This is a genomic window from Roseovarius nubinhibens ISM, assembly GCF_000152625.1.
Taxonomy (GTDB): Bacteria; Pseudomonadota; Alphaproteobacteria; order Rhodobacterales; family Rhodobacteraceae; genus Roseovarius; species Roseovarius nubinhibens.
Genome location: NZ_CH724156.1, coordinates 1,147,481 through 1,164,774 on the forward strand (window position 1 = coordinate 1,147,481; position 17,294 = coordinate 1,164,774).

At 65.2% G+C, this 17,294-nt stretch carries 15 protein-coding genes and 1 tRNA gene; 9 read left to right on the forward strand and 7 right to left on the reverse strand.

The features are described 5' to 3' along the window. Window positions 1-150: 150 nt before the first annotated feature. From ISM_RS05605 to ISM_RS05620, 4 genes are all read left to right on the forward strand, one after another. Window positions 151-837 carry a ZinT family metal-binding protein gene (locus ISM_RS05605; protein ID WP_009813153.1) on the forward strand — a complete coding sequence of 229 codons (687 nt, stop codon included), beginning with the start codon at window positions 151-153 and terminating at the stop codon, window positions 835-837. A gap of 180 nt (window positions 838-1,017) precedes the next feature. Next, complete coding sequence (locus ISM_RS18590) at window positions 1,018-1,641, forward strand: thermonuclease family protein (RefSeq protein WP_009813154.1); 624 nt, start codon at window positions 1,018-1,020, stop codon at window positions 1,639-1,641. Window positions 1,642-1,682: 41 nt separating this feature from the next. After that, window positions 1,683-1,904: a hypothetical protein gene (locus ISM_RS05615; RefSeq protein ID WP_009813155.1), complete on the forward strand. Its 222-nt coding sequence runs from the start codon at window positions 1,683-1,685 to the stop codon at window positions 1,902-1,904. 217 nt (window positions 1,905-2,121) lie between these two features. Beyond that, on the forward strand, window positions 2,122-2,409 hold the full coding sequence (locus tag ISM_RS05620; RefSeq protein WP_156783320.1) for a hypothetical protein: 288 nt from the start codon (window positions 2,122-2,124) through the stop codon (window positions 2,407-2,409). Between the two features lie 33 nt (window positions 2,410-2,442). On the opposite strand, the gene ISM_RS05625 is transcribed toward ISM_RS05620, so the two are convergent. The 5 genes from ISM_RS05625 to ISM_RS05645 form a co-directional block, all read right to left on the reverse strand. Continuing rightward, complete coding sequence (locus tag ISM_RS05625; protein WP_009813157.1) at window positions 2,443-3,264, reverse strand: hypothetical protein; 822 nt, start codon at window positions 3,262-3,264, stop codon at window positions 2,443-2,445. Between the two features lie 378 nt (window positions 3,265-3,642). Further along, a tRNA-Cys gene (locus ISM_RS05630) sits at window positions 3,643-3,716 on the reverse strand. Window positions 3,717-3,890: 174 nt separating this feature from the next. Next, complete coding sequence (locus tag ISM_RS05635) at window positions 3,891-5,897, reverse strand: TonB-dependent receptor domain-containing protein (RefSeq protein WP_009813158.1); 2,007 nt, start codon at window positions 5,895-5,897, stop codon at window positions 3,891-3,893. 104 nt (window positions 5,898-6,001) lie between these two features. Then, window positions 6,002-7,501, reverse strand: coding sequence for a D-alanyl-D-alanine carboxypeptidase/D-alanyl-D-alanine endopeptidase (dacB, locus tag ISM_RS05640; RefSeq protein WP_040617886.1), 1,500 nt, complete (start codon window positions 7,499-7,501; stop codon window positions 6,002-6,004). Window positions 7,502-7,550: 49 nt separating this feature from the next. Further along, on the reverse strand, window positions 7,551-8,186 hold the full coding sequence (locus ISM_RS05645; RefSeq protein WP_009813160.1) for a nicotinate-nucleotide adenylyltransferase: 636 nt from the start codon (window positions 8,184-8,186) through the stop codon (window positions 7,551-7,553). Between the two features lie 121 nt (window positions 8,187-8,307). On the opposite strand from ISM_RS05645, the gene ISM_RS05650 reads away from it, so the two are divergent. Next, window positions 8,308-10,167 carry a putative bifunctional diguanylate cyclase/phosphodiesterase gene (locus tag ISM_RS05650; protein ID WP_009813161.1) on the forward strand — a complete coding sequence of 620 codons (1,860 nt, stop codon included), beginning with the start codon at window positions 8,308-8,310 and terminating at the stop codon, window positions 10,165-10,167. Between the two features lie 89 nt (window positions 10,168-10,256). After that, on the forward strand, window positions 10,257-11,912 hold the full coding sequence (gene ettA, locus ISM_RS05655; RefSeq protein ID WP_009813162.1) for an energy-dependent translational throttle protein EttA: 1,656 nt from the start codon (window positions 10,257-10,259) through the stop codon (window positions 11,910-11,912). Window positions 11,913-12,334: 422 nt separating this feature from the next. Here ettA and ISM_RS05660 read toward each other — a convergent pair whose 3' ends face one another. Continuing rightward, on the reverse strand, window positions 12,335-12,709 hold the full coding sequence (locus tag ISM_RS05660; RefSeq protein ID WP_009813163.1) for a BrnA antitoxin family protein: 375 nt from the start codon (window positions 12,707-12,709) through the stop codon (window positions 12,335-12,337). 368 nt (window positions 12,710-13,077) lie between these two features. Here ISM_RS05660 and ISM_RS05665 point away from each other — a divergent pair, with 368 nt between their 5' ends. Next, window positions 13,078-13,284 carry a cold-shock protein gene (locus tag ISM_RS05665; RefSeq protein ID WP_009813164.1) on the forward strand — a complete coding sequence of 69 codons (207 nt, stop codon included), beginning with the start codon at window positions 13,078-13,080 and terminating at the stop codon, window positions 13,282-13,284. A 90-nt stretch (window positions 13,285-13,374) separates the two neighbouring features. Here ISM_RS05665 and ISM_RS05670 read toward each other — a convergent pair whose 3' ends face one another. After that, the gene (locus ISM_RS05670) at window positions 13,375-14,043 is read right to left on the reverse strand and encodes an arylesterase (RefSeq protein ID WP_420806180.1); all 669 of its coding nucleotides are present in this window, start codon (window positions 14,041-14,043) and stop codon (window positions 13,375-13,377) included. Between the two features lie 19 nt (window positions 14,044-14,062). On the opposite strand from ISM_RS05670, the gene ISM_RS05675 reads away from it, so the two are divergent. Both ISM_RS05675 and ISM_RS05680 read left to right on the forward strand, forming a co-directional pair. After that, window positions 14,063-14,776 (forward strand): ABC transporter ATP-binding protein, encoded by a 714-nt coding sequence (locus ISM_RS05675; protein WP_040617887.1) that lies wholly within the window; start codon window positions 14,063-14,065, stop codon window positions 14,774-14,776. Then, a complete protein-coding gene (locus tag ISM_RS05680; protein WP_009813167.1) occupies window positions 14,773-17,292 on the forward strand; it encodes an ABC transporter permease in 2,520 nt (839 codons plus the stop codon). The genes ISM_RS05675 and ISM_RS05680 overlap by 4 nt, the downstream gene beginning before the upstream one ends. Window positions 17,293-17,294: the final 2 nt, after the last annotated feature.

Consider the following 17,294-nt stretch of genomic DNA (forward strand, 5'->3'; position numbering starts at 1 on the left):
TCATTATGTCCATACATAATAATGCGAGGGGCAGCCATAACCCGCATTTTCGCCGCAGCCCCGGTGCCGAGCCCCCGCAATCCGCTTGCCCTCCGGCCCACCGCGCCCTATGGATCGCTACGTTATATCATAACTACTTTTGGAGACCCCATGCCCCGCACATCCCCCCTCACCGCTCTCACGCTGGCCGCAGCACTTGCCCTCTCAACCACCCCAGCGCTCGCCGGCTCCAAATCCTCGGATCACGGCCACAGTCATTCCCATGACGATCACGCCCACGACCACGCCAAGGACGACGAGGCCAAGGCGATCTATAAGGGCTATTTCGACGACGCCGACATCGCGCCCCGCCCGCTCTCTGACTGGCAGGGCGAGTGGCAATCGCTCTACCCCTATCTGCAGGATGGCACGCTCGACCCGGTGATGGCCCGCAAGGCCGAGAGCGGCGACAAATCCGCCGCCGATTACCGCGCCTATTACGACACCGGCTACGCCACCGATGTCGACCGGATCACCATCGCGGGCGACACCGTGACCTTCACCAGCGCAAGCGCGACCCTCACCGGCACCTATGCCAGCGACGGCTATGAAATCCTGACCTATGCCAAGGGCAACCGCGGCGTCCGCTACATCTTTGCCAAGACCGATGGCGACGCCGACGCGCCTGCCTATATCCAGTTCAGCGACCACCGCATCGCGCCCGAGCCCGCCGATCACTATCACCTCTACTGGGGCAATGACCGCGCGGCCCTGCTCGACGAAGTGACCAACTGGCCGACCTACTACCCCGCCGCCCTCAGCGGCGCCGCCATCGTGGCCGAAATGCTCGCCCACTGACCCTCCGCGCGGGCCCTCCCGGCCCGCGCCCCCCCCTGCGCCCCCTTGCGCCTCCCTCTGGCCCGCGCCTGCCCCAAACTTGACAAACACAGCGGCAAAAGCGTCGAATGCCCCCATTAGGTTAAAGAATTGGCCGCGTGCTTTTTCAGGCCATTGAGTTTTTCAATAGAGCATTGACCCGTGGATATATTTTTCTACTGTCTCATAGTCGTCGGGATCTTCGCCTTCGGCAAACGCGGCCGACGCAGACGGCACCGCCCGCCACCCCGCGTCACACGACCCGAGCGGTCCCGATCCCCCAGACCACCCAGAGCCCCCCGGGCACCGCGCGCGCCCAGACCCGTAGAACCTCCCCCCTTCGACACCACCACCGCCGCTCCCGCGCCACAACTCACCTGCCTCACCGGCCCCGCCCGCATCATCGACGGCGATTCCATCGTCATCCGCAAAACCCAGATCCGCCTCTTCGGCATCGACGCCCCCGAGATCAATCACCCCTACGGGCAAAAGGCCAAATGGGCGCTCGTCCGCCTCTGCAAAGGTCAGGCCATCCGCGCCGAAATCCTCGAGACCGACACCCACGGCCGCACCGTCGCCAAATGCTACCTCGAAGACGGCCGCGACCTCTCCTGCGAAATGGTGAAACTGGGACTGGCCATCGACTGGCCCAAATTCTCCGGCGGCAGATACCGCCACCTCGAACCCCCCGACGCCCGAAAAAAGATGTGGCTCGCCGACGCCCGCCAAAAAGGCCACATGCATGTCTGGGCCAAATTCGAAGCCCGGAAAGACCAATCACCCTGAGGCACAGGCAAAGCCATTGATACACCCAACAGGAGGGACAGATGTTCACGACTCTAGGCTATGTTGCGAGCTTCTTCGCATTGGGAATTGGCGTCGCGGCGATCGTCGGCGCCTTCATCGTGGCGCCCGACATGTTCGCCCCAGACTTCGATCGCATGGACATGCGCCAATCCACCCTGTGGATGAGACAAGGCGCAACATTGATCTTCTTGGGACTGGTTCTCGGGGTACTCTGCGAAATCAGCGAAAAGGTTGAAAAGTAACCGTCGCCGCTCTTCCATCCAACCCGCTCGACCACCCTCTCCAGACCGGCGCACAATCCGAACGCCCAGACACACGCCCACGCGTCAACAATCATCTAAATGCTTGGAGTCGGTGGATGAAATCGTGACCCATCCGAAGTATTCTGTCATCCACTTTGCAACGGCGGTTGAACTGATCCTGAAAGCGCGACTGATGCGGGAGCATTAGACTCTTGTCGTGGAGCGCGCATCCGATGTCACATTGGACGATTTCCTGATGGGAAAGGCAAAGACCGTATCGCAGGCGGATGCGATCAAACGGTTGAAGAATGCTTGTGGCGAGAACATCCCATCGGATGCCGCTACCCAGTTTGGCAAGATCGCCGCGCATCGCAATCGCATGATTCATTTCTTCCACGAGGCAGGGAGGAAAGAAGCCCAGATCGGCGGGGGCGATCTGGAACACAGCCACTATACCGGCTGCGAGTTCTGCGACGGGCACGAGCGCTGGATGAAAGACGACTGACTATCCTTGCGCCTAGCGCGCGGGATCGCAGGCTTATGCCCAGCCTTTCGAAGCGGGGTATCTTGTGCCCAGCATGTAGAGGCCCGAGTGAACGTCGATCATGCTCCATCCTGATCTGCCTTGGAGAAGTTCGGCCATCAGGGCGTTGTTCTCGTAAATCGAGCCGGGTTCAAAGGCTTCGTCGTCGAGTTCGTTCCCGGATGGAGGTGTTTTAAGAATCTTGGCTTTGTGCAGGATTTTCAGACCGTTGAAGATCGGACCACCTGGCGGCAACATGACTTCACGATCGCTCAGAGTCGCCGCCAGTGCGGGCTTGGAGAACAGGGCCACCATGAACATCGCGGTTGCGTTCCAACTGCCGATATACTTCGGCCTGTCCATCGAAGGCGACACGAGCGGCGAAAGCCATCGTTCCTGCGCACGCCCAATCATCCGCAATTCGTCAGGCAGGGTCGCGGGCAGATTGACCCTTTGAAACATCAGGTAGCCGCCGCGGAGCGACTGTTCGATGGGGGTCGGGCCACGTTCCAGGTGGAAGGCCGTTGCTACGCTCAATGCGGCGGGGTCTAGGTCGGTCAGCACCTCGATAGCGGCGGCGGTGAAGTCTTCGTCGATCTTCGCCAAATGTCCCCAGCCCAAGCCCACGGCAAAGCAGACGTGCCACGGGTTCGCGGACGAAAACGTCTTCAGATGCTGCGAGATTTCATCGAAAGCCATCTTGTTCAGTGTCTTGCTGCCGTTATGCAGCAATTCCTGAACCTTGGTGCGCGCTGGTCCACCACCCGCGCCGCCGCCTTTAGCGCAGAGTTCGTTGAATTCGACCTGTACCGGGTTCAAAGGGTTTGCGATTTTCATTTCGTTTTCCTACCCAAACCACTCATTCCTGTTCGTTCAACAACGGCAGGCCGCTTTCGTTGAGTACCGTTGACGCCAACCCACGGAGTCCGTGGATCATAGTTCAAACGATACAGCCCGTAGAACATTGTGTTTTTCCTTGGTTCTCCCGTGGGATCGGGCTTCGCGCCATGGCACGTTACATCTGTGAGAGGCATGGGAATCTGTCCTGCGAGAGTGTGAGTATCCTTGTTTCCGAGAATACCCACATTCGATACCCACACAAGCTGGCTGCCCACAGTCAATCTTGTTCCTGAAGATGGGCGGTAATCTAATTTCCAATGAAATCAGTGGGCCTAATTTGCCCAGACTGCAAGAAATCTATCGGAAACGTGGTGATGGAGGCGAGTACCGGAATCGAACCGGTGTACACGGATTTGCAATCCGCTGCGTCACCACTCCGCCAACTCGCCGTTCCGTCGTGGTGTCGGACGTTTAGGCGATTCCGGGGGCAGGCGCAATAGGCTCGCGCGGCGCGATCTGGCGGGACGTCACAGAGCTTCACGAGGCCTCACCGGACCGCACAGAGCCTCACCACAGGACACAGGGCGGCACGGTATCCCACCGCGCCGCCCCGGGCCTTTGGATCAGAAGCTCACCCGCGCTTCGATCTTGAACGACCGCCCCGGCTCGTTAAGCGGCACCACCGTGCCGAACTCCTGGCCATAGGTGGCGCGGCTCACATATTCGGCATCGAAGAGATTGTTGACCTCGCCGCGGATGGTCACATTCTCCATCCCGCGCGGCTGATACTCGAGGAAGGCATTGACCACCTCATACCCATCGAGAGGCTGCCCCGCCGTGCCGCTATAGGGGTCATAGCTCACTTCCGAGAACACCACCTGCGCATCGCCGCCAACCCGGAGCCCGGTGCCCGCGAACTCATGCGCCACCGCCAGCGACAGGATCTGCCCGATCGGCGTGGTCAGATAGCGGCCAAGGTCGCTGTCGGCGGGCTGATCGTTGATCTCGGTGTCGATATCCGCAAAGGCCAGCCGCGCAAAGCCTGCGCCCCAGCTATAGCCGACCGAGAGCTCATAGCCGCGCGTCTCGACATCGGAATAGAGATCCGCCCCGCCGCCATAGCTCGGGGTGCGGGCATTCTCGATCTCGGTCTGAAAGAGCTTGGCCCGCAGGCTCCACGCCCCGAGCTCGGCCCCGAGCGCCACATAGATATTGTCCGCCTCCATGCTGCGCAGCCCCTCGGCCGGATAGGTCCAGCCCGGGTTGGCGATGTAATTCTCCGCCAGCGTCGGCCCCGCCCAGACATGCGAATAGCCCGCCGCCAGCGTCACCGCCTGGCTCAGGTCATATTCCCCCGAGAGATTGCCGGAAAATCCCGAACTGTCGCTGGTCGAGCCATCGACGCCCTCGAACCGGTGCCAGTCATGACGCCCGCCAAAGGACACCCGCGCCCGCTCGCTCAGATCGAACCGCGCCTGCACGAAAAGGCCGATGTTGCGCGCCGCCTCGCCGGTCTCGTAATTCCACGCCGGCGTGTCGAGGCTGCGATAGTCGATCCGCGCGCTGTCCTCGTAGAAATCGAGCCCCACGTCGACCGTCCCGGACCCGAGGCTGAACTGGTTGCTGATCTCGCCATTGAGACTGTCGGTCATGCCATAGGTGGTCTCATTCACCAGCGCATTCGGATAGTCGATCGTCGCCAGATCGGTCACCGAATAGGCGATGCGCGCCGTCGGGTTCCAGAACTCACTCGGCTGCGTCGTGCTGTAGCTGAGCACCACATTCTGCCGGTCGAGATCATAGCGCCGCGTGGCGGGCACCGGACGGCCCGCGGTGATCGCCGACAGGTTGCCGCGATAGGGCCGCGCGTCGTCGTCATTGACCCGCTCATACGAGAGCTCGATCCGGTGGCCGCTCTCCGCCTCATAGGCGATCTTCACCAACCCGCTGAGCAGATCGGTGCCGGAGGCGAGAATATCGTTGCCGCCGCCATCTTCGCGGTCGCCGCCGGTGGCATATTTGAGATAGCCCAGCGCCTCGAACCCGCCTTGGCGGCCAAAGACACTGGCGGCATTGGTGAAGATATTGCCGTTGCTCTCATAGCTGCTGCTGAGAAACCCTCCGAAATCATCGCCCTCGGTCAGCATATCGCCCACATCCCGCGTCTCATAGGCGATGGAGCCCGCCATCGCCCCCGGCCCCGCATCCGCCGGGGCCACACCGGGCGCCACCCGCACGGATTTGAGCAGCGCCGGATCGATGAGCGTCGTCGCATTGTGGTGAAAGATCTTGTTGTTCTGACGGCTGCCATCGACGGTCACGGCCAGGTTGGTCTCTTCGACCCCGTTGACATAGACCTTTTGCGACATCGGGATCGACGATCCCACCTGCACCGTCGGCTCGCCCTTGAACAGATCCTGAAGATCGGCGGGCTGAATGCGGTTCAAATCCTCGGCCGTGACCTCGACATCCTTGCCCTCACCGGCCTCTTTCGCCCCCGCCTCGAGAACAATCGTCCCGAGCTCAAACTCGCCCGCCGCCTGGCCCCAGGCCGTCCCCGCAGAAATCCCCGCAGAAAACCCAGTAGATACCCCGGCGCTCAGCGCCAGAATGGAAACCCCAAATCGCATGGTCTTACCCCTCGCAGAAAATATGATTGCGAGTGGCTAGGGTGTCTCTGTCCTGGCTGCCTTTGGCGGCCAACCATCATTCCTGAGGCAAAAAGTCAAGTTCTTCAGCCCGCGTAGACCCCGACCCAGCGCTCGATCAGCGCCTGTTGGAGCTTCTTGGCCTTGCGGTTCCACACCGCCGCCCCCGGCGGGCTGTCCTGCGTCGCCCGGTCCGAGGCGGCGCGCTTGTCCTCATTGGCGGTAAAGATCGCAAAGGCGAGCCGCTTGCCATTCGGTGCCGTGGCATAGCCCGCCAGCGCGCTGACAAAGACCAGCGTGCCGGTCTTGGCAAACACCTTGACCTTGTGATTGCGGTCGACCCTGCCATCGCGGCCATAGAGGGCAATCGGCTTCATCAGCGGCGCGATGAGCGCCTCATCCTCCGCCGCCGCCAGCGCCCGCGCCAGCGATCCGGGCTCGATCATGCTCTCATCGCCGAGGCCCGAATGATCGACAAACCGCGCGTCCCTGAGGCCAAGAACCTCCTGCGCCCAGCTGGTCATCACCGCCGCCGAGCCGCGCAGGCTCTCGGGGCGCAATCCGTTGCGCTTGGCCGTCGCCGTCATCCCGATCAGCTCGGCGGTGAGGTTGGTGGAATATTTCATCATGTCGCGCACGATCTCGCGCAAGGTCTCGCTCTGATGGGTGACGAGGACCCGGCCCTCGGGCGCCGCCTCTGCCGCCGCACCCGGCTCGAGGATGATGCCATGGCTGCGCGCGAAACTGGCAAAGACCTCGCCCGCATAGCGCGCCGGATGCCGCACCGGCAGCCACCGCGCCCCGCCATTGCCCAGCGCCGGCTGCGCCACGGTCCAGGTGTCGTGATCGCCCTCGTTGCGATAGGTGTAGAGCGGGCTCTGCCGCGCCACGAGCCCCATGCGCGCCACCCGCACCGCCGGACGATGGCTGCCCGACCGCGCATCCATCGACACCTCGTAATTCTGCCCGGCGCGTTTCCATTCGAAATGCACCCGGTTGAAATTGAGATTGAGCCCCGACACCGCCGGGTTATAGCTCGCATGCACCGGCTGAATATCGTCGATCCGCTCGACATAGGGCAGGTCGCCGCCCCAGACCCGGAACTTGCCATCGACCCGATGCACCCCCGCCGCCTTGAGATCCGACGCCATCTGCGCCAACGCATCGGTGTCGAGCAGCGGATCACCGCCCCCCGCCAGCACCAGATCGCCCTTGATGACCCCTTCGCTCACCGGGCCCGTGGCCACCAGCCGGGTCTCGAACCGATACTCCGGCCCGAGCGTGCGCAGCGCATAAAGCCCGGTCACCGATTTCGCGACACTGGCGGGCGGCAGGCCGGTTGCCGGGTTATAGCCCTCAAGGAACCCGCCCGTCGCCACATCCACCACCGCAAACCCGACCGAACCACCAAGCCCCGCCGCCTCGATCAGGCTTTCTGCCGTGGCCGGCTTGCTGCTGCCGGGCCGCGCCACCGGCCGTTTCGACCGGGCGGGCGCTTCGGCCAGCGCCGCACCGGGGATCGTGCCCGCCAACGCCGCCATCGCGGCCCCGGCGAGGAAAAACCGTCTCGTGGGAAAATCAGACATCTCTCTTGCCACCTTCGGCTGCCAGTTTCGGCGTTGCTCGGGGCCACGCTCAGCCTTGCGGCGCGGCCTCTTCCCCTGAGGATTTAGGCCAATGCCCTGCCTTTCTCAACTGGGTCGACGACAGGGTCGACATCGGCACGTTGATGAAACACCACGCCGGGGCCGCATGATGGATGAGCTCGTGACTGCGTTTGCCCGGCAGCCGCGCGCCGTCATAGACCTTGGCCGCCTTGGAGCTGCGCGCCGAGGTCCGCGTGCCGGGCCGCGCCAACACGCCCACCGGCACCGTCTCCATGATCTTGCGCCAATCCTGCCAGCGGTGAAACTGATGCAGATTGTCCGCCCCCATGAGCCAGACAAACCGCACACCGGGCCGCAGCGCGATCAGCGTCTCGAGCGTCTGCGCAGTATAACGCGTCTCGATCTGGGCCTCGAAATCGGTGATGTCGACCCGCGGATGATCCATGATCCGGCGCGCCGCCGCCATCCGCCGCGCCATCGGCGCCGGCCCTTCGGCCTTGAGCGGATTGCCCGGGCTGACGAGCCACCATACCCGGTCGAGCCCGAAACGCTTGAGCGCCTCGCGGGTGATGTGGGCATGGCCCTCATGCGGTGGATCGAACGAGCCACCGAGTAACCCGATGGTCTGGCCCGGTCGGGACGGGGGCAGGCGAATGTCGATCACCGCACAATATCTCCTCAACTCCAACGCTTTGCTTAATATCTTGGAAGGGATTTGGCCACCGGATATTAACTGCTGCCTGCCATGGTCGCCTGTGATGAGTGACACTTAGGACAGGTGCGACGTGCCTCAGGACGAAGACAAGACCCGGCCCCGGCTGCAACTGCCCGGCTGCGAACCGACGGATCGCCCGCTCTCCGAACTGGTGCTCGAACATCTGCGCGACGGGGTCGCGGTGGTCGACATGCGGGGTCGTGTGGTCTGGATGAACCGGGCGCTGGAACGGATGATCGGCTATAGCAGCGCCGAAATCTGTGGCCGCCACCCCTCCGAATTTATCCTGCCCCCCGATCAACGCCCCTCGCCCGAGGACCTCGCCAATTTCCGCTACCGCCCCGATGGCGGCCTCTTCGATCGCTTCCGGGTGAGCGAACATATGCGCGCCGATGGCAGCCGCTTCTGGAACCAGCAATCCCATGCGCTGATCACGCTCGACGATTGCGACGGCAGCGACGGTGACAGTGACGGGCAGCTGGTCATCATCGGCTGCCGCGACATCACCGATCAGGTCGACACCGAATCGGCCCTGCACCGCGCCAAGGATGAGCTGGAATATGCCGCCTTCCATGACGATCTCACCGGGCTCGCCAACCGCAAACGGCTCACCGCCTATATGCGCTCCGACCCGGTGCTGCAGTATATCCGCGACGGCCAGATCGGCGTGCTGCAGATCGACCTCGACAAGTTCAAGGAGATCAACGACACGCTCGGCCATGCGGCGGGCGACGCCACCCTGCGCCATGTCGCGGCGGGGCTGAGCCGCAACGCCGGCCCCGACGATCTCGTCTGTCGCACCGGCGGCGATGAATTCCTGCTGATCTGCGCCCGCGTCGCCACCCAGGATGCGCTGATGACCCGCGCCGAACTGGTGCTGCGCGACATCGCCGTGCCGCTCGACTGGGACGAACAGACCATCCATGTCGGCATTTCCATCGGCGCCTCGATGGCCGGCGCCGACACCGTCTCGGGCGAGGCGCTCATCCAGCAGGCCGATCAGGCGCTCTATTCCGCCAAGAACGGCGGCCGCGGTCAGGTCGTGTTCTACACCGACTTCCTCGGCCGCCGCTACCGCGCCCAACAGAAACTCGCCCGCGAGCTCCGCGAAGCCGTCGAAGAGAACCAGTTCGAGGTCTATCTGCAACCGCAACTGCGGCTCGAATCCGACACGATTTCGGGCTGCGAGGCGCTCATTCGCTGGAATCACCCCGAACGCGGCACGCTCCTGCCCGGCGTCTTCCTCGAAGAGGCGCGCCGCTCACAGCTGCTCGCCGATGTCGATTACATCTCGATGAACCTCGCCCTCGACGCGCTGCAGGCGCTCGATCAGGCCGGCCATCATCACCTCACCATGTCGATCAACGTCTCCTCGCCGGTGCTCGCCGATGAAAACTACCCCGGCCTGCTCGACTGGGCGCTGCAATCGCGCAACCTCGCCCCCGGCCGGGTCTGCGTCGAGATCCTCGAAACCACCATCCTCGACGGCGGCGAGCTTGACGTCGTCACCGCCGTCGACCGGCTGCGCCGTCTCGGCGTGCATGTGGCGCTCGACGATTTCGGCACCGGCTATGCCGGGCTCGCCCATATGTCGGCCTTTGAAATCGACGGGATCAAGCTCGATTTCTCGATGATCCGCCGCCTCGAAAGCGATCCGCGCAACCGGGTGATCACCCGCTCGCTGATCCGGCTCTGCGGCCTACTGGGCATGGATGTGGTTGCCGAAGGCGTCGAAACCCAGGGACAGCTCGACATCCTGCGCCGCGCCGACTGCCCCTGCATTCAGGGCTTCGGCCTCGCCCGCCCGATGCCAGTGGCCGACATGCTGAGCTGGCTTGACGAGATGCTGCCGCTGCCCTCGCCGCTCTTCTTCACCGACCAGGGCCCCCGCGCCCACCCCATCGCCCTGCCCGACATCAGCAATGGCTAGCGCAGACAAGGCCGCCGCCCCATTGCCCCCGGCCCGCCGCCCCGTTACACAGCCTGCCAAACGCAGCTATTCGTGACGGAGCCCGACCCATGGCAGCCTATCAATATGTCTATCACATGCAGGATGTGTCCAAGACCTATCCCGGCGGCAAGAAATGCTTCGAGAACATCCATCTGAGCTTTCTGCCCGGCGTCAAAATCGGCGTCGTCGGCGTCAACGGCGCCGGTAAATCCACCCTGATGAAAATCATGGCCGGGCTCGACACCGATTTCACCGGCGAAGCCTGGGCCGCCGAAGGCGCCAAGGTCGGCTACCTGCCGCAGGAGCCGCATCTCGACGACACGCTCACCGTGCGCGAAAACGTCATGCTCGGCGTCGCCGAGAAAAAGGCCAAACTCGACCGCTTCAACGAACTGGCGATGAACTATTCCGACGAGACCGCCGATGAGATGGCGGCGCTGCAGGACGAGATCGACAGCAACAACCTCTGGGATCTCGACAGCCAGATCGACGTCGCCCTCGAGGCCCTGCGCTGCCCGCCCGACGACGCGAGCCCGGCCGATCTCTCGGGCGGCGAACGCCGCCGCGTCGCGCTGTGCAAACTGCTGCTCGAAGCGCCCGACATGCTGTTGCTCGACGAACCGACCAACCACCTCGACGCCGAAACCATCGCTTGGCTGCAACAGCACCTGATCGACTACAAGGGCACCATCCTGATCGTCACCCACGACCGCTATTTCCTCGACGACATCACCGGCTGGATCCTCGAACTCGACCGCGGCCGCGGCATCCCCTACGAGGGCAATTACTCCGCCTGGCTCGAACAAAAGGCCAAGCGCCTCGAACAAGAGGCCCGCGAGGACAAGTCGAAACAGAAAACCCTCGAACGCGAACTCGAATGGATGCGTCAGGGCCAAAAGGCCCGCCAGGCCAAGCAAAAGGCCCGGATCAACGCCTATAACGATCTCGCCAACCAGTCCGAGCGCGAGAAAATCACCCGCGCCCAGATCGTCATCCCCAACGGCCCCCGCCTCGGCTCCAAGGTGATCGAGGTCGACGGGCTGCAAAAGGCCATGGGCGACAAGCTCTTGATCGAGAACCTGACCTTCTCGCTGCCGCCCGGCGGCATCGTCGGCGTCATCGGCCCCAACGGCGCCGGCAAATCGACCCTGTTCAAGATGCTCACCGGGCAGGAAACCCCTGACGCCGGCACCATCGAATATGGCGACACCGTCGATCTGAGCTATGTCGATCAGTCGCGCGACGACCTCAAGGACAATGAAACCGTGTGGGAGGCGATCTCGGGCGGCGCCGAAATCATCGAACTGGGCGACGCCCAGGTCAATTCCCGCGCCTATTGCTCCTCCTTCAACTTCAAGGGCGGCGACCAACAGAAAAAGGTCTCGTTGCTCTCGGGCGGCGAACGCAACCGGGTCCATATGGCGCGTCTGCTCAAAGAGGGCGGCAACGTGCTGCTCCTCGACGAACCGACCAACGACCTCGACGTCGAAACCCTCCGCGCCCTCGAAGACGCGCTGGTCGATTTCGCCGGCTGCGCCGTGGTCATCTCGCACGACCGCTTCTTCCTCGACCGGATTTGCACCCATATCCTCGCCTTCGAAGGCGAGGCCCATGTCGAATGGTTCGAAGGCAACTTCGCGGATTACGAAGAGGACAAGAAACGCCGCCTCGGCCCCGACGCGCTCGAACCGAAACGGATCAAGCACAAGAAATTCTCGCGCTGATCCCGGCCCCGCGCCCGCCGCAAACCCCTCACCGCCCTCGCAGCCCGCTGCGGGGGCGTTTCTTATCCCTCAAGACGGCCCCAAGACGCCAAGCCGGTCAGCGCCCGACCGCGGGTGGGCAAGTGCTCGGCTGCTTTGGGCAGTTTATCTCGCCCCCCCGCGCCACGCCTCTGCCTCCCGGCACCTCAGCAAGAGCCCGCCCGGGGGGCGGTCGGGCTCTGCCCGGCGGGCTGCGCCCTTGCTCCGGGCCAACAGGTCCACCGCCCGGCGCAGCCGGGCATCGCCCGACCTCCCCGCCGATCTCTTTCGCGAGGGCGATTTAGCTAGGTTTCAAACTGAAGCACACGCATCTCGTTGGGCGAGGGCCGCGCGCCATAACTGCCCGCCCATCGCCCTCTAGGTCGGGCGCTACCCTCCCCTCTTCACTCCACCCCCGCCCGCCGCGCCAGATGCGCGTCGAGCTGCACCTCGCCCGCGATCTTCATCTGCGCCCAGGTCGCCAAGAGCCGGTTGATCCGCGCGTGATAGCCGCGCCCCATCTGCCGGTAAAACCGCGCCACCGACCGATCGAGATAGAGCGTCACCTTCTCCTTCGGCTCGCGCACATCCACATCCGCCTCGAGCGTATGCCACGCCTCGGGGATCTCCTCGCGCAGCACCCGGTCGAGCCAACCGTCGCCCTGCAGCTCGATCAGGCTGCGCATCAGCCCATCCCGCGCCAGCCGTTCCGACTTGGTCAAACGGCCCTGACGCGGCGCGCGGGCATTGGGGGACTGCGGGGCGGAACGATCGGTCATCGGGATCTCCTTCTCGGCTGCAACGCGGCGAATTTACCGCCTCCCAACCCTGCCCGACGGTCCGTTAACATTGTCCTTGCCCCCCGCACGCCGCCACCGACGCGATACCGCCGCAACACCGACGGGATGCGGCGAATCCCCGAAAACGACCTCGTTAACCTCGGTGAACGCTGACCTCACGGCATCTAAACGCCTATGGGGCATGGGAAAAATAATTCCCCTTGTTTTATTTCACCGCAGGGAACATATCGGGAATGCGACGTTACCACTATCGATACCTGCTCCTCTACACGGCTCAGTCACTCGATTCTGCACTGACGGGCCGGGCTGCCGCACGACGTGGGCAGCATAATGAAGGAGACTACGGAATGGCCAATGGCACCGTAAAATGGTTCAACACCACCAAAGGTTATGGCTTTATCGCCCCCGATGATGGCGGCAAAGACGTGTTTGTGCACATCTCTGCTGTCGAGCGCGCGGGCCTCACCGGCCTCGCCGACAACCAGAAGGTCACCTACGACCTCGAAGCCGGCCGTGACGGCCGCGAATCGGCAGGCAACATCGTTCTGGCCTAAGGCCTCAGCGACACGCTTTTGAAGGGCCGTCCCACCGGGGGCGGCCCTTTTCCTTTGCGCTCGCCTGTGCCGGGGCCAGATCCGCGCCCCTCACGGCGCCACCACCTCATCGATGAGCCGCTGCACATCCGGGCCAAGCCCCGCCACGATGCGCCTCACCCCCCGCGCATTGGGATGCAGCCCGTCCTCCTGGAAATACTGGCGGAGCTTATCGGGGTCCCGCTCCGGCAACCCCTGAAAGAAGCTTTCCGCCAAGAGCGCCCCATGCTCTGCCGCCAACTCGGGATAGATCGCATCGAACGCGGCCTTATACTCCGCGCCATAATTGCCCGGCGCGGCCATCGCCACCAACAGAACCGGCACCTCCCGCGCCTCCGCCTCGCTCAGGATCGCGTCGAGGTTCTGACGGCTCACCGCCGGATCGATGCCGCGCAGGAAATCATTGCCCCCCAGCGCCACGATCATCGCATCCACCTCGGGACCAAGCCCCCAGGCCACCCGCGCCGCGCCCCCCGCCGTGGTGTCCCCCGACACCCCGCCATTGATCACCTGCACCTCCTGCCCCGCAGCGCGAAGCCAGGCCTCGAGCTGCGGCACAAACCCCTCTTCCTCGGGCAGGCCATAGCCCTGGGTGAGGCTATCCCCCATCGCCAACAGGGTAATTTCCTGCGCCACAGCGCCGCGCAACGGCAAAACCGCTAAAATCGCCAGCAAGGCGACCTTGCCCATCCGGGCCAAACCCCCATATGTCAAAGGCATATTCACAAGGTGTTTTCGCATGACCTCGCCCCTTTTGTCGCTCCGCAACGCTGACTTGTCACTTCGGTCGAACGCGGGAGACGTCAACATACTTCGCGACATTTCCCTCGATGTCCATGCCGGGGAAACCATCGGCGTGACCGGGCCGTCGGGCTCTGGCAAATCTTCGCTGCTGATGCTGATGGGCGGGCTCGAACGGGCCACCGGCGGCACCGTCACCGCCCTCGGGCAGGATCTCGGCCAGCTCGGCGAAGACGCTCTGGCCCGGCTCCGGCGCGACAATATCGGCGTGGTGTTTCAATCCTTCCACCTGATCCCGACGCTCACCGCGCTGGAAAACGTGGCCACCCCGCTCGACCTCGCCGGCGCCCCCGATGCCGAGGCCCGCGCAGAGGCCGAGCTGCGCGCCGTGGGCCTCGCTCATCGGATGCACCATTACCCGGCCCAGATGTCCGGCGGCGAACAGCAACGCGTTGCCCTCGCCCGCGCCGCCGCCCCCCGGCCCCGGCTCATCCTCGCCGATGAACCGACCGGCAATCTCGACGGCAGCAATGGCGCGGCCATCGTCGATCTGCTCTTCGACCTGCACGACCGCCATGGCGCGACGCTGGTGCTCGTGACCCATGACATGGGCCTCGCCGCCCGCTGCGCCCGCGTGCTGCACCTGACCGACGGCCGCCTCGACGAAGACCGCGCCGCCGCCCCCCGCACATCCGAGGGCCTTCGCGCATGAGCCTGCGCAGCGCCACGCGGCTGGCCCTGCGCGAGCTGCGCGGCGGGCTCGGGCCGTTCTGGGTCCTGCTCGCCTGCCTGATCCTTGGCGCCGCCGCCATCGCCGCCGTCGGCAGCACCCGCGCCGCCATTCAGGCGGGCCTCACCTCTGAAGGCGCCCGGCTCTTGGGGGGCGATGCCGAGGTCGAGCTCACCTACCGCGCGCCCGATGCCACCGAACGCGCCTGGCTCGAGGCCCGCGCCGACCGGCTCTCGCAGGTGACCGAATTTCGCTCCATGGCCGTGACCCCCGACGGCAGCCGCGCGCTCACCCAGGTCAAGGCGGTGGATGATCTCTACCCGCTCGTGGGCCGCGTCCGCCTCAACCCCGACATGCCCCTTTCCGACGCGCTCGACGGCGCAGAGGGCTTGCCCGGCGCGGTGCTCGACCCGGCGCTCATGGCAAGGCTGGGGATCGTGGCGGGCGACAGGATCACGCTCGGCGAACAGGCCTTCCATGTGAGCGCCGCGCTCGAGTTTGAGCCCGACAGCATCACCGGCGGGTTCGAGCTTGGCCCCCGCAGCCTGCTGCGCGAGGCCGATCTCGCCAGCTCCGGCCTGCTCGCCCCCGGCACGCTGTTCACCACCCGCACTCGGCTCGACCTGCCCCCCGGTGCTGATCCCGATGCGCTCTTGTCCGAGCTGGGCCGCGCCTTTCCCGACCGGGGGCTGTCCTGGCGCGATGCCCGCAACGGCGCGCCCGGCGTGGCGGAATTCGTCGACCGGCTCGGGGCATTTCTCATCCTCGTCGGGCTGAGCGGTCTCGCCGTGGGCGGCGTCGGCATCGCCACCGCCGTGCAGGCCTATCTCGCGGGCAAGGTCACGGTCATCGCCACGCTGCGCACGCTCGGCGCGTCGCGGCGGGTGATCTTTCTCACCTATTTTATCCAGATCGGCATCCTCACCGCGCTGGGCCTCGCCATCGGGGTCACCCTCGGCGCGCTGGTGCCCTGGCTCCTCGGCCCCTATCTCGGCACCCGCCTGCCGGTCCCAGCCGAGTTCGGCCTCTATGGCGCACCGCTGGCCGAGGCCGCGATCTATGGCCTGCTCGCCGCGCTGATCTTTACTCTCTGGCCGCTGGCCCGCGCCGCCGATGTGCGCGCCGCCACGCTGTTTCGCCCTTCTGAGCGGCGCGATTGGGCGCTGCCCGGCTGGCCCTATCTCGCCACCATCGCCGGGGCCACCGCCCTTCTGGTGCTGCTCGCGGCGCTGTTTTCCGGCAATTGGCGGCTGACCGTCTGGACCGCAGGCGGCATCGCCGGGGCGCTCTTGCTGCTCACCCTCGCAGGCCTCGCCATCGAACGGCTCGCCGCCCGCGCCCGGCCGCTGGCCCGCCGCCGCCCGGCGCTGCTCTGGGCGCTCGGCGCCATCGGCGGACCGGGCCGCTCGGCGCTGCCGGTGGTGCTCTCCCTCGGCCTCGGGCTGAGCGTCCTCGCCGCCGTCGGCCAGATCGACGGCAACCTGCGCAGCGCCATCCGGCAGGACCTCCCCGACAAGGCCCCAGCCTTCTTCTTCGTCGACATCCAGAAGGACCAGATGCCCGCCTTCCGCCAAAGGCTCGACAGCGATCCCGCCGTCGACCGCATCGACAGCGCGCCGATGCTGCGCGGCATCATCACCCGGATCAACGGCCAACCGGCGCGCGAAGTGGCGGGCGATCACTGGGTGCTCAACGGCGACCGCGGCATCTCCTATGCGGACGCCCTGCCCGACCGCACCCGCCTCACCCAGGGCACCTGGTGGCCCGAGGAGTACAGCGGCACGCCCCAGCTCAGCTTTGCCGCCGAAGAGGCCGCTGAAATGGGGCTCGCGCTCGGCGACGAGATCACCGTCAACATCCTTGGCCGCGACATCACCGCGACGCTCACCTCCCTGCGCGAGGTCGATTTCTCCACCGCCGGCATGGGGTTCATCATGGTGATGAACCCCGCCGCGCTCGAGGCCGCACCGCATAGTTTCATCGCCACGGTCTACGCCACCCCAGAGGCCGAGCCCGCCATCCTGCGCGACATCTCCGAGGCCATGCCCAATGTGACGGCGATCCGCGTCCGCGACGCCATCGACCGGGTGTCGGGGCTGCTGGCAGGGCTTGCCGCCGCCACCGCATGGGGCGCGGCGGCGACGCTCGTCACCGGGTTCTTGGTGCTCATCGGGGCCGCCGCCGCGGATCAGCGCAACCGCATCTTCGAGGCCGCCGTGCTGCGCACCCTCGGTGCCGGACGCGCCCGCATCCTCGCCAGCCACGCGCTGCGCGCCGCGCTTCTTGGCGCCGCCGCCGGGGCGGTGGCGATCCTCGCGGGCATTCTCGGCGGCTGGGCGGTGAGCCATTTCGTCATGCACACCGGCTTTGCGGTGATCTGGCCCTCGGCGCTGATCATCGTGGCGGCGGGCGTCGGCGTGACGCTGCTGGCCGGGCTCGGCTTTGCCTGGGCCCCGCTCAAGGCCCGCCCCGCCCGCGTGCTTCGCGCGCAAGAGTGACC